The 12374-nt window shown below is 67.9% G+C and carries 14 protein-coding genes; 9 read left to right on the top strand and 5 right to left on the bottom strand.

All coding sequences use genetic code 11. The features are described from left to right. Positions 1-17: 17 nt before the first annotated feature. From IB273_RS25175 to IB273_RS25165, 3 genes are all read left to right on the top strand, one after another. A complete protein-coding gene (locus IB273_RS25175; RefSeq protein WP_081515638.1) occupies positions 18-1061 on the top strand; it encodes a sensor domain-containing diguanylate cyclase in 1044 nt (347 codons plus the stop codon). Positions 1062-1093: 32 nt separating this feature from the next. Next, positions 1094-1549 carry a DUF2214 family protein gene (locus IB273_RS25170; RefSeq protein ID WP_192225280.1) on the top strand — a complete coding sequence of 152 codons (456 nt, stop codon included), beginning with the start codon at positions 1094-1096 and terminating at the stop codon, positions 1547-1549. Between the two features lie 112 nt (positions 1550-1661). Next, complete coding sequence (locus tag IB273_RS25165; protein WP_151188442.1) at positions 1662-2333, top strand: hypothetical protein; 672 nt, start codon at positions 1662-1664, stop codon at positions 2331-2333. Here the strand turns inward: IB273_RS25165 and IB273_RS25160 are convergent. Genes IB273_RS25160 through IB273_RS25150 form a run of 3 tightly spaced genes read right to left on the bottom strand, consistent with a single transcriptional unit; the run spans position 2303 to position 4408 of the window. Next, a complete protein-coding gene (locus IB273_RS25160; RefSeq protein ID WP_192225279.1) occupies positions 2303-3154 on the bottom strand; it encodes an arylamine N-acetyltransferase family protein in 852 nt (283 codons plus the stop codon). The two genes, IB273_RS25165 and IB273_RS25160, sit on opposite strands and share 31 nt — an antisense overlap. Before the next feature lie 22 nt (positions 3155-3176). After that, positions 3177-3671, bottom strand: coding sequence for a cupin domain-containing protein (locus IB273_RS25155; RefSeq protein ID WP_192225278.1), 495 nt, complete (start codon positions 3669-3671; stop codon positions 3177-3179). Next, complete coding sequence (locus IB273_RS25150; RefSeq protein WP_192225277.1) at positions 3668-4408, bottom strand: NAD-dependent epimerase/dehydratase family protein; 741 nt, start codon at positions 4406-4408, stop codon at positions 3668-3670. Before IB273_RS25150 ends, IB273_RS25155 begins: the two co-directional genes overlap by 4 nt. 182 nt (positions 4409-4590) lie before the next feature. Between IB273_RS25150 and IB273_RS25145 the strand changes: the two genes are divergently transcribed. Together IB273_RS25145 and IB273_RS25140 are read left to right on the top strand one after the other, a co-directional pair. Next, entirely contained in the window at positions 4591-5151 is a 561-nt protein-coding gene (locus IB273_RS25145) for an NADPH-dependent FMN reductase (protein WP_081515628.1), read from the top strand. 157 nt (positions 5152-5308) lie between these two features. After that, a complete protein-coding gene (locus tag IB273_RS25140) occupies positions 5309-6064 on the top strand; it encodes a hypothetical protein (RefSeq protein ID WP_192225276.1) in 756 nt (251 codons plus the stop codon). A gap of 9 nt (positions 6065-6073) precedes the next feature. On the opposite strand, the gene IB273_RS25135 is transcribed toward IB273_RS25140, so the two are convergent. Together IB273_RS25135 and cbpA are read right to left on the bottom strand one after the other, a co-directional pair. After that, positions 6074-6376, bottom strand: coding sequence for a chaperone modulator CbpM (locus tag IB273_RS25135; RefSeq protein WP_225594885.1), 303 nt, complete (start codon positions 6374-6376; stop codon positions 6074-6076). Further along, positions 6373-7341, bottom strand: a complete 969-nt coding sequence (gene cbpA / locus IB273_RS25130) for a curved DNA-binding protein (RefSeq protein ID WP_192225275.1) — start codon at positions 7339-7341, stop codon at positions 6373-6375. The genes IB273_RS25135 and cbpA overlap by 4 nt, the downstream gene beginning before the upstream one ends. Positions 7342-7605: 264 nt before the next feature. Here cbpA and IB273_RS25125 point away from each other — a divergent pair, with 264 nt between their 5' ends. The 4 genes from IB273_RS25125 (at position 7606) to IB273_RS25110 (ending at position 12108) form a co-directional block, all read left to right on the top strand. Continuing rightward, entirely contained in the window at positions 7606-9036 is a 1431-nt protein-coding gene (locus tag IB273_RS25125; RefSeq protein ID WP_192225274.1) for a PLP-dependent aminotransferase family protein, read from the top strand. A 157-nt stretch (positions 9037-9193) separates the two neighbouring features. Continuing rightward, the gene (locus IB273_RS25120) at positions 9194-11212 is read left to right on the top strand and encodes a ribonucleoside triphosphate reductase (protein ID WP_192225273.1); all 2019 of its coding nucleotides are present in this window, start codon (positions 9194-9196) and stop codon (positions 11210-11212) included. Between the two features lie 54 nt (positions 11213-11266). Continuing rightward, on the top strand, positions 11267-11413 hold the full coding sequence (gene nrdD, locus IB273_RS32010) for an anaerobic ribonucleoside-triphosphate reductase (protein WP_015479043.1): 147 nt from the start codon (positions 11267-11269) through the stop codon (positions 11411-11413). After that, the gene (locus IB273_RS25110) at positions 11410-12108 is read left to right on the top strand and encodes an anaerobic ribonucleoside-triphosphate reductase activating protein (protein WP_192225272.1); all 699 of its coding nucleotides are present in this window, start codon (positions 11410-11412) and stop codon (positions 12106-12108) included. Before nrdD ends, IB273_RS25110 begins: the two co-directional genes overlap by 4 nt. Positions 12109-12374: the final 266 nt, after the last annotated feature.

Genomic DNA, 12374 nt, shown 5'->3' with positions numbered 1-12374 from the left:
CCTGTTGAGGAGACGCCATGCCGGCTTGTCCCATTCCCGTTGACGAAACCCTGCGTCAGCAGACCCTGGATGAGATGAACCTGCTCGACACCCCGGCCGAGCACTACCTGGATACCCTCGTCCAGCTGACCCAGGACCTGGTGAAGGTCGACACCGTGCTGATCAGCCTGATCGACCAGGATCGCCAGTGGTTCAAGGCCCGCGTCGGCCTGGACGCCACCGAGACCACGCGCGACGTGTCCTTCTGCGGCTACGCGATCCTCGGCGAGGACACCCTGCTGGTGCCCGATGCCACCCTCGACGAACGCTTCGCCGACAACCCGCTGGTGCTCGGCCCGCCCTACATCCGTTTCTACGCCGGTCGCCCGCTGCGCGCCGGCAATGGCCAGGCCATCGGCACCCTGTGCATGGTCGACCCGCGGCCGCGCAGCATGACCGAGGCGCAGCAGGCCAACTTCCGCGACCTTGCCACCCTCGCCGAGGGCTACCTGCAATTGCGCACACTGATCCAGAGCAACCGCGACCTGCGCGTGGAAATGGACCGCGAGCAGCGCAAGGCCCTGCTCGACCCACTGACCCAGTTGTGGAACCGCGGTGGCCTGCTCGCCTTCCAGGACCGCGAGTGCCGCCTGGCGCGGCAAAACCACGTGCAGTTGGGCGTGATCTACGCCGACCTCGACCACTTCAAGGCGATCAACGACCAGCACGGCCACGCCGCCGGCGACCAGGTGCTCTGCGAATGCGCCCGCCGCCTGCGCGCCGCGCTGCGGCCGGACGACCTGCTGGTGCGCCAGGGCGGCGAGGAGTTCGTCGCCCTGCTCAAGGTGAAGGACGGCGAGGAACTGCAGCGCGTCGCCGAGCGCGTGCGCGAGCTGATCGGCCACGAGCCGGTGCAACTCCCCTGCGGGCCGCTGCCGGTCAGCCTGAGCATTGGCTGCACCCTGCTGGCAGGTGAAGAGCCTGTCGACCAGGCGCTGGAACGCGCCGACGGCGCGCTTTACAGTGCCAAGCAGGCCGGGCGCAACCGGGTGAACTTCAGCGCGCCGCCGGCCTCAGCCTGATCAGAAGCAAGGCCCCAGCAGAGGACCCACTCATGGCCCAAGCCATCGCCGCGTACCTGCACTACCTGTCGATCTTCATCCTGTTCGCCCTGCTGGTGCTGGAGCACCAGCTGTTCCGCCTGCCGCTGGACCTGTCGCGGGCGCGCAGCCTGGTGATAGTCGACCTGGCCTACGGCGCCTGTGCCGGCGTGGTACTGCTGACCGGCGCGGCACGTGTCGTCTGGTTCGCCAAGGGCACGGATTACTATCTGCACAACAGTCTGTTCCACGCCAAGATCGGCCTCTTCGTGCTGGTGGCGCTGCTGTCGATCCTGCCGACCATGACCTTCCTCAACTGGCGCAACGAGCTCAAGGCTGGCCGCGTTCCAGTGCCCAGCGAGCGCCAGGCGAAGCTGGTGATCATGACCATCCGCGTGGAGCTGCTGGCGCTGCTGACCCTGCCGCTGCTGGCGACCCTGATGGCGCGTGGTTTTGGGATGATCGGCTGAGCCGCCGGACTGACTGGCCGCTTTCCTACAACCAGTACCGAGCAATCCGATACAGTCGCTCCGCTGATCCGTGGATGCTCCTGCGCAGCTTCGACTGCCGCAGGACCTCCACATGCCTTCCCGCCCCTCCAGCCGCCCACTGTGGCGGTGGCTCCCCTCGCTGGCAGCCCTCGTCCTGAGCGGCTGCGCGAGCGACGAATTCACTTTCGAAGCCGACCTGCCAGGCGATTTCAGCCTGGTGGGTAATGCGCGCTATTCGCCACCCGAGGGCAGCCACTGCAATTCCCCGGCGAAAGACGACCTCACGCAACGCCTCTTCGCCACGCCCGGCCACGGTGAACGCCCCTACCGGGTCAGTTACCAGGTGCCGCTGAGCCTGAGCAGCGACGGTTGCAGGCGCGAGCTCCGGCACATCCTCATCGAAATGGACGGCGAATCGGCCACCCACCCCCTGGACGCCGTGCAACCCGATATCAGCTTCGCCAACCTGGCTGTCCGCAGCCAGCTCTCCGCCGGCAGCGCCGGAATGCCGAAAAAGGGCGCACGCATCTTCGACGGGCGCTGCCGCTGGCTGTTGCCGGACTCACCCGACGGCGAGCGCCAGTTGCAGTGCCGCGCCTCGGACATCGACGGCAACTGGCTCGCCGGCAGGCCCGGCGGCGAACTACTGCGCGACGAACTGCCCGGCCGCATCGTCCGGCTGGCCATCGGCGTGGCGCCGGACATTGCCGCCTCCGCCGAGCCTCGCGGCACTCAGGCGCTGACGGCCGACTCCAGCAACTGAGCCAGCCTGCGGCGCAGGGCCGGCAAGTCCGGCGCCGCCGGTTGCAGGTGGAAACGCTCGCGCAGCACGTCCAGCAGCTCATCGGCACTCTCGATGCTGTGCTGCTCGACTTCGCCGTCCGCACCACGCCGGCTGAATTGCCCGTTGAACAGCGACAGCCGCGCACCGTCCTCGCTGAGCGCCACGCGCAGGGAGTTGCGGAACACGCTCTGCGGGTAGGTCGAGGTGTACCAGTTGCGCATGCCGTAGTCGGTCCAATGCTGCGGCTCGAGGGTGAAGCGGTACAGCGTCTGCCAGCCGGATGCCGAGCGCGTTGCCATCTCCAGTTCCTCATCGGTCGAACCACTGACACGCCAGCCTCCTGGCAGCTCTTCGTTCACCCTTAGCGGCAGGGCTCTCGGCGAGGCAGGGCCGCCGAAGCCGATATCCACCAGGTGCGGCCCTTCGGGCAGATCGATGCGCAGCAGCAGGTGCGTCTGCGGCGTCAGCGGCGCATCCGCCGGCAGGCCCCAGCGCACCCGCGCCACCAGCAGGGTCACACGGTAATCCAGGCTGGCCAGCAGGCGGGCGAACAGGCTGTTCAACTCGAAGCAGTAACCGCCGCGCTGGCGCTCGACGACCTTGGCGAACACCGCCTCCGGCTCGATCAGGATGGGCTGGTCCAGCAGCACGTCGAGGTTCTCGAAAGGCAGGTGATGCAGCGCGGCGACGATCAGCCGGTCGAGGTTTTCCAGCGTCGGCGCTGGGCGCTCCGGCGACAGGCCGAGGCGGGCCAGGGTCGCGTCGAGCTGGGCAGCGCTGAAGGGGGTGAGTGGGGTCATGCGAATCTCCTTTCGCGAAGCATCAATGGCGGTGGGCGGCGGTCGGTTCGGGGATCACCAGCGGGCCGCAATGCTCGTCGCTGACAATCACTGCCAGCAGGCGCGCAGGCTCGCTGGCGCTGGGGTTCTCGGCGAACAGGTGCAGCTCGCGGCTGGGCTCGAACCAGGTCTGGCCCGCGCGGTAAGTCTGCGCCGGCAGGCCCTGCATCTGCGAGCGCACCTGACCACTGAGCACGATGGCGGTCACCGCGCCGGGATGGCGGTGCGCCGGGGTGTAGCCGTTGGGCGGGAAGTCCACCTGCAGCGTGGTCACGACCTTGCCGGGCATGTCGGCCAGCGGCTCGCAGGACAGGCGCTTCACCTGAGTGCTCGGCCGCGCGCCAGCTGAAGCCCCGGCATGGCTTTGCGCCAGGCTCACCAGCGGCCGCGACCAGGGCTGCCAGAGCAGTGCGCCAGCGCTGAGGGCAATGACCAGCACCAGACCGGTCCGAGCCTCATGCCCGGACGCGCGGTTCACGCCGGTCCACCGGTCAGGCGAAAGCCCGACTGCCAGCCCAGGCGATGGCGCGCCTTGGCCGAGCTGACTTCGATGTCCTGTTCGGCGATGTTGTAGGCGCCGTGCGCGCCCCACTCCAGCGCCAACAGGGCGGCGCGGGCGGCATCGTCCACATGCACGGCCAGCCTCGGGTCTGCCGCATCGGCTCCCGTACCCGGCCCGTAGAGTCGGCCGTAACGCAACACGATGCCCTCCATCGGCCGCGCACCGAGCACCGCCTGTTCGAGCGCGGCGACGCCGCCGACGCTGATGGCGCGCGGGCCTTCGGCCCCCAGGTCCAGCGGTTGTTCCTCGTGCAGCGGCAGCTCACCTGGCGCGTAGGCCCAGGCGATGCTCTGCGCCACCATGCGCTCGACGCCAGCGGCGCGAGCTGCTGCCACGAGGTTGGCAGTACCTTCGCGGCGAACCCGCGCGTTGCGCGGTTGGGCGGCGGGCATCAGGGCAGGGTCGAGGCCGGCGGGCAGGTCGGTGAGCTGGTGGATCACCCAGCGCGGCTGGAACTGCCGCATGGCGGCACTCAGGGCTTGCGCGTCATAGACATCCAGCACCAGCGCCCGCGCTCCCGCGGCCTCCAGAGCGGCGGCTCGCTGCGCGCAGCGACTGATTGCCAGCACCTGATAACCACGCTCCAGCAGCATCGGCAGCAGGCGCTGGCCGATGGCACCGCTGGCTCCGGCGAAGAAGACTTTCATGCACATGGGGACCTCGAATCGGGCGGCTGGGACATGTCGCCACTCTAGTGATGCAATGCCCCACCCCACAGAGCCAAGATCATTCAGAACAACTGGGACATGATTGCCGAACCTTGATCCATGTCCACGCAATGTCACGCTCATCGTCTATAACAAACGGCTCACTACCCCGATCCCTAGGAGTCGCCATGAGCCAAGTCTTCGATGTTGCCGTTGTCGTCGGCAGCCTGCGCAAGGAATCCCTGAACCGCAAGATCGCCAAGGCATTCGCCGCATTGGCGCCGGCCAACCTGAAGCTGGAAATCGTGGAGATCGGCGACCTGCCGCTGTACAACGAAGAGCTCGACGTGGGCACCCCGCCCGCCAGCTACACCGCCTTCCGCGAGCGCATCGCCCGCGCCGATGCGGTGCTCTTCGTCACCCCCGAGTACAACCGCTCGGTGCCCGGCGTGCTGAAGAACGCCATCGACGTCGGCTCGCGCCCCTACGGCAAGAGCGCCTGGAATGCCAAGCCCTGCGCCGTGGTCAGTGCCTCGCCGGGCGCCATCGGCGGCTTCGGCGCCAACCACCACCTGCGCCAGTCGCTGGTGTTCCTCAACATGCCCGTGCTGCAGCAGCCCGAAGCCTACCTGGGCGGCGCCGGCGGCTTCTTCGATGAATCCGGCAAGCTGTCGGAGAAGACCGAGCCCTTCCTGAAGAGCATCATCGATGCCTTCTCCGGCTGGATCGTGCAGAACCAGCCACGCTGATCTGCCCACGCGCCGGCATCCGCCGGCGCTTTCCCCCCGCCATTCTGAGCAGCCCGTCGCAGGCCGCTACGACACCCGGCGTTGGCCATCATTGCGGCTGGCTCCACGCCCCTTCTCACGCCAAGGTTCAGGCCCGCTTCCCGCGCCCGGACCGTCGATGCTGCGCCACCTTCTGTTGCACTTCCTTGCCCTCACCCTGCTCGCCGGCTGTACTTCGCCGCCGGTGAAGAAGGACGTCGACGGTGTGGGCTTCAGCTCCGGGCAGATGCTGCAGAACGACGCCAACCGCGCCGCCAACCTGGCCATGCGCGATAACCTGGACAGCCTGTCGCTGCTGCTCGACAAGCTCTACAAGCGCAACCCGCGGGAATGGAAGAAAACCGGCGCTGCCTCACGCGATGCAGCCCACCAGCAGGTGATGGACGCCATCCGCAACCAGCAGCCGCTGCCCGGCCTGGGCGGCAGGCAATCGGTGGCTGCCCTGCCCCTGGCCTTTGACGCGGAGTTCCAGGGCGACCGTGCCGGAGCGCTGATCTACGGGCTCGGCAGCATGCTCTACGAACTGTATGGCGACACCGATACCCAGCACCTGCTCAGCGGGCTGAACTCGCAGATGACCGCCAATGCGGCCTGGAACATCGAGGTAGCGGCCTGGCTGCTGGCCAGCCGCACCGACGAGCAGGGCCAGCCGCTGCTGTTGTCCAACGAGATCAGCGCCGCCGGCCGCAACCTGTACTTCGAGCGCGAGTTCGGCCGCATGATCGGCCGGCTGGAGTTGCTGGCACAGATGACCCACGAGAGCCTGCGACGCAGCGGGATCAACTACGTGCAGGGCATACTCGCCGCACCGCTGCTGGGCCTGTTCCAGTTCATCCCGCTGAACGCCGCTACTGCGGCGACCAGCGCCCAGTAACTCAGCAGCTCAGTCCTCCAGCAGGCGCGCCAGGCGCTGGCGCAGGTAACGGTTCTCCGCGCGCAGTTCGTCCACCTCGTCCAGCAGGCGCAGCGCCAGGGCGATGCCCGGCCAGTCCAGCTCGAACTCGCGGCGCAATCGGACCGCACGGCGCACCACGCTGACCGCCTGGTAATCGAAGACCCAGTGCCCGGCGCGCTGTTCGCGGGGCTCCACGATACCCACCTCGACGATCTCGACGAGCACGTCGCGGGGGAGATTCACCGACTGGCAGAGCTCGTCGAGGTCCACCACCATCACTGTCGTCGTCATGCGCGTTTACCCCAATCGGCACGGGGGTCGAAGGCCGCCTTGGCAGCCAGTTCTTCCCAGAGTTTGCGGGTCGCTTCGTCTGCCGTCTTCGGCATCACCACCTTGAGCACCGCATAGAGATCGCCAGCGGCGGCCTCTCCCTTGTTCGGCAGGCCCTTGCCCTTGATGCGCAGGCGCTGGCCGGCCTGGCTGTTGGCCGGGATGCCGAGGTTGATCCGCCCGCCCAGCGTGGGCACTTCCACCTTGGCGCCGAGCGCCGCTTCCCACGGCGCCACCGGCACGGTGACGACGAGGTCGCGGCCGTCGACGTCGAACACCGGGTGCGGCACCAGGCGGATAGCCAGGTACAGGTCGCCCGCCGGCCCGCCGTTGATACCCGGCGCGCCCTGCCCCTTGAGGCGGATGCGTTCGCCGTCGGCGGTGCCCACGGGGATCTTCACGTTCAGCGTCTTGTTCTGCGGCGGCAGCTTGCGGCCGTATTCGTCGTAGCTGGGCAGGCTGAAGCTGATCGGCCGGCTGTCCCCGGAAAGGGTTTCCTCGAGGAACAGCGGGACCTCCATCTCCACGTCCTGGCCACGGTGGGCCTGTGGCTGGCGCGCACCGCCGAAGCCACCGTGGGAGCCGCCGGCGCGGCCGCCGAAGATCTGCTCGAAGAAGTCACTGAAGTCCTGCTCGTGCCCCGGCGACGGGCCGTCGAAACCACCGCGCGGCTGCCAGCCGGGCGGCGCCTCGAACTGCGGCCCCTGCGCGCCGTACTTGCGCAGTTCATCGTACTCGGCGCGCTTCTCCGGGCTCTTCAGCACTTCGTAGGCCTCGGAGACTTCCTTGAAGTGCGTCTCGGCGTCCGGCTCCTTGCTGACGTCCGGGTGGTACTTGCGCGCGAGCTTGCGGTAGGCGGTCTTGATCGCCTTCTCGTCGGCGTCGGGCTCGACCCCGAGCGCGGCGTAATAGTCCTTGAATTCCATCGGTAACGGTCACTCCTCACATGCGTTGGACCTGTCGGCGCCTGGGACACGGGGAATTCGCGCGGGCAGCCGGAGCCGCTGCGCGCACTGCGAGGCGAACAGGTGGAAAAAACGGGCTTCTGCGACAACAGATGGAGTCGCGGCGCCGGCTTTTCAACACTGCCTGCAAGCCTAGACGCTGATCGTGCATCGCGGCCGCCGGGACGCCTTGATACCGGTCATGGCATAGTCGTCTTCCGGATTAATCGCCTACTCGGACAGGCCATGACCGCGCCCTTCGATTCGTTCCGCCAACCGCTGGACCCGAGCCATGAACTGCCGATCTACCGCCAGCTCTACGAGCGCTTCCGCGATGCCATCAGCCGTGGTGCGCTACGCCCGGGCGAGCGCGTGCCGCCGGTGCGGGGGCTGGCCGGCGAACTGGGCGTGGCGCGCGGCACGGTGGAGCTGGCCTACCAGTTGCTGACCAGCGAGGGCTACCTGCTGGCGCGCGGACCGGCGGGCACCGTGGTCTCGCCTCAGCTGGCGGGACGCACCAGCTCCGCACCACCGGTGCCGGTCGAGCCCGCGACGGTGGAACGCAGCCTGCCCGGCCTGATCGCCCACGGCCCGACCCTGCGACCGTTCCAGCTCGGCGTGCCGGCGCTGGATGCCTTCCCCCGCGCACTCTGGGCGCGCCTGTGTGCGCGACGTCTGCGCCAGCAGAGCGCGTCCATGCTGGCCTACCCGGAGCCCTGCGGTTACGGGCCGTTGCGCGAGGCCGTCGCCGGCTACCTGGGGATTTCCCGCGGCATCGTCTGCGCCCCGGAGCAGGTATTCATCTGCGCCGGCTACCAGGGCGCGCTGGACCTGATCAGCCGCACCCTGCTCGAACCCGGCCAGCGCTTCTGGCACGAAGATCCCGGCTACCCGCGCGGCCGCGAACTGCTGCGCCGGGCCGGCGGCGTGCCAGTGCCCATCGCGGTGGACGCCGATGGCCTGCGCGTGGAAGACGGCATCACCCGCGCGCCGGAGGCGCGCTTTGCGCTGGTCACGCCGTCGCAACAGAGTCCCACCGGCGTTGCGCTCAGCCTGCCGCGCCGCCTGGCCCTGCTGGACTGGGCGGCCAGCAACGGCGCCTGGATAGTCGAGGACGACTACGACAGCGAGTACCGCTACGCCGGCTTCCCGCTGCCGGCGCTGAAGAGCCTCGACCGCGCCGGCCACGTGCTCTACACCGGCACCTTCAGCAAGGTGCTCTACCCCGCCCTGCGCCTGGGCTATCTGGTGGTGCCAGCGCATCTGGTGGAGGACTTCGTGCGCACCCAGCAGGTGTTTTCCTCCGGCTGCGCGGAGCTGCTGCAGGCGACCCTGTGCGACTTCATGCAGGAAGGCCACTTCGCCCGCCACCTCAAGCGCACCCGCACGCTCTACGCCCAGCGCCGCCAGTGGCTGCGCAGCGCGCTGGAGGAGCGCCTCGGCGAGCGCCTGCGCTTCGCCGACACGCCCGGGGGCCTGCACCTGATCGGCGCGCTGGACCAGGACGACCTCGCCGTCGCCCGCCGTGCCCATGCCGAGGGGCTCGGCCTGCAGGCGCTGAACGCCTGGTGCGTGGAGGCCAGGCGCGAACCGGCGCTGATCATGAGTTTCACCAATGTCACCGACGAGCACCTTGCCGGGCGTCTGGCAGAGCGGCTGGCGACCTTGCTCGGCTGATTCCGGGAGGTGTGCCGGTCAATACCTCCGATGGCAAAAATTGACTGACGCTCGACGTTGACCGAGGTCAATTTTCCTACGGGCAATGCCGTTAGATTCCCACAACATCTTGTTGTCTTGAATAACTCGGGACACAGCATGTTGTGGAATCAAGCCAATGCCCCTGACACGGACCGCCACTCTTCCCGCCAGCCTGCGCAAGCGTAACGGCAGCTCCGCCGCCTTCGACCCGAGCAAGATCGAACGCGCCATCGCCGCCGCTGGCGAGGCCAGCGGCGAGTTCACCGCGCCCCACGCCGGAGAGCTGACCCGTCGCGTGCTGGCCCGCCTGCCGGCCCGGAACGACCTGGACGTGGAGCAGGTGCAGGACGTCGTCGAGCGCGCCCTGATGGAAGCCGGACACTACCCCACCGCCCGCGCCTACATCGTCTACCGCGAACGCCACGGCCGCCTGCGCCGCGAGCGCAAGACACTGGTGGACGTCGCCGCGTCGATGAACGAATACCTCTCGCGGGAGGACTGGCGGGTACGCGCCAACGCCAACCAGGGCTATTCCCTGGGCGGGCTGATCCTCAACGTGTCCGGCAAGGTCACCGCCAACTACTGGCTGGACGAGGTGTACAGCGAAGGCATCGCCGTCGCCCACCGCGAGGCCGACCTGCACATCCATGACCTCGACATGCTCGCCGGCTACTGCGCCGGCTGGTCGCTGCGAACCCTGCTCAGCGAAGGCCTGAACGGCGTGCCGGGGCGGGTCGAGGCCGGGCCGCCGAAGCACCTGTCCAGCGCGCTGGGGCAGATGGTCAACTTCCTCGGCACCCTGCAGAACGAATGGGCCGGCGCCCAGGCCTTCAGCTCCTTCGATACCTACCTGGCGCCCTACGTGCGCAACGACAGCCTGAGTTATCAACAGGTGCGCCAGGCGCTGCAGGAGTTCATCTACAACCTCAACGTGCCCTCGCGCTGGGGCACCCAGACGCCCTTCACCAACCTGACCTTCGACTGGGTCTGCCCGGAAGACCTGCGCGAGCAGATTCCCTACGTCGGCGGCGTGGAAATGCCCTTCGCCTATGGCGAGCTGCAGGCCGAGATGGACCTGATCAACCGCGCCTACATCGAAGTGATGCAGGCCGGCGACGCCCACGGCCGGGTGTTCACCTTCCCGATCCCGACCTACAACATCACCCACGACTTCCCCTGGGACAGCGACAACGCCACGCGCCTCTTCGAGATGACCGCGCGCTATGGCCTGCCGTACTTCCAGAACTTCCTCAACTCGGACATGCAGCCCAACCAGGTGCGCTCCATGTGCTGCCGCCTGCAACTGGACGTGCGCGAGTTGCTCAAGCGCGGCAACGGACTGTTCGGTTCGGCGGAGCAGACCGGTTCGCTGGGTGTGGTGACCATCAACTGCGCGCGCCTGGGCTACCGCCATCGCGGTGACGCAGCCGGCCTCTACGCTCAGCTCGACTACCTGCTGGAGCTGGCCTTCGACAGCCTGGAGGTCAAGCGCAAGGTCATCCAGCAGCACATGGATGCCGGGCTCTACCCCTACACCAAGCGCTACCTGGGCACCCTGCGCAACCACTTCTCCACCATCGGTGTGAACGGCCTGCACGAGATGCTGCGCAACTTCACCGACGACCGCGAAGGCCTGCACACCGAGGTCGGTCGGCAGATGGCGCTGGCGCTGCTGGACCATGTGCGGGCGCGTCTGGTGCGCTTCCAGGAAGACAGCGGGCACCTCTACAACCTGGAAGCCACGCCGGCCGAAGGCACCACCTACCGCTTCGCCCGTGAGGACCAGAAGCGCCACCCGGACATCCTCCAGGCCGGCACGCCGGACGCGCCCTACTACACCAACTCCTCGCAGCTGCCGGTGGGCCTCACCGATGATCCGTTCGAGGCGCTGGAACTGCAGGACGCCCTGCAACGCAAATACACCGGCGGCACCGTGCTGCACCTGTACATGGCCGAGCGCATCTCCAGCGCCGAGGCCTGCAAGACCCTGGTGCGCACCGCCCTCGGACGCTTCCGCCTGCCTTACCTGACGGTGACGCCGACCTTCTCCATCTGCCCGGTACACGGCTACCTCGCCGGCGAACACGAGTTCTGTCCGCGCTGCGACGAAGCCGCGCTGCAGAAAGCCGCCAGCAGGAACTGCTGCAGCAGCTGAGCCCCTTCTCTTTCATCCCCGAAAATTCATCCCCGCAAAAAAAGGAGCACCACGATGACCGCGAACCAACTGCCCGAAAGCCAGCGCCAGCGCTGCGAGGTGTGGACCCGCGTGATGGGCTATCACCGCCCGGTGACGGCGTTCAACGCCGGCAAGCAATCCGAGCACCGCGAGCGCCGTCACTTCCGCGAGACGCGATGAGCAGTGCGCTCAGGGTCGGGGGCCTGGTGCCCCTGACCACCCTCGACTACCCCGGCCTGCTCGCCTGCGTGCTGTTCTGTCAGGGCTGCGCGTGGCGCTGCCGGTATTGCCACAACCCGGAACTGATTCCGCCGCGTGGCGAAGCGGAGATCCCCTGGGACGCCATTCTCGCCTTCCTCCGGCGACGCCAGGGCCTGCTGCAGGCCGTGGTGTTCAGCGGCGGCGAGGCGACGCTGCAGAACGCGCTACCGGAGGCCATGGCCAGCGTGCGCGAGATGGGTTTCCGCAGCGGGCTGCACAGCGCCGGCATCCGCCCGGAGGCCTTCGCCCGCGCGCTGCCCCATGCCGACTGGATCGGCTTCGACGTGAAGGGGCTGGCCGAGGACATGGACGCTACAACCTGCGTGAAACGCAGCGGGCAGGCCAACTGGCGCAGCCTGGAGCTGTTGCTGGGGAGCGGCGTGGGCCATGAGTGCCGCACGACTGTGCACTGGCAATTGTTCGACCTGGAGCGCCTGCGTCAGCTGGCCACGCGGTTGCGCGGGATGGGTGTGGATAACTTCGTGGTGCAGTTGGCCCGCAGCGGCCGGCAGCTCGATCCCCAACTGATCGCCACACCCGCGCCCCATGGCGCGCCCGATCTGTGGCGGGAGCTGCATGCGCTGTTCCCTTCATTCGAACTGCGCGATGCCTGAACGAAGCCGGACCATCCCCGCCGGAAACTCCAGCGCATCCCTGTAGGGGCGAGGGGGACGCCATCGTTATTGCTCGCGAACAGACTCAGACCGTAGGGCGCATAACCCGGAACGGGTTATCCGCCGATTGCCTCACGGCGGATAACGCTGGCGCGTTATCCGCCCTACGATCCGAACAACCCCAGGCATCCCCGCAGGAACGAGCTTGCTCTCTCCTGCGAAAAGCAAAAAGCCCCGCCGAAGCGGGGCTTTTCATCACGCAGCCA

Origin of the sequence: Pseudomonas sp. PDM19, from assembly GCF_014852215.1 — a bacterium.
Taxonomy (GTDB): domain Bacteria; phylum Pseudomonadota; class Gammaproteobacteria; order Pseudomonadales; family Pseudomonadaceae; genus Pseudomonas.
The sequence above is the reverse complement of the archived record's forward strand: the minus strand, read 5'-3'. Positions and strand labels throughout refer to the sequence as shown.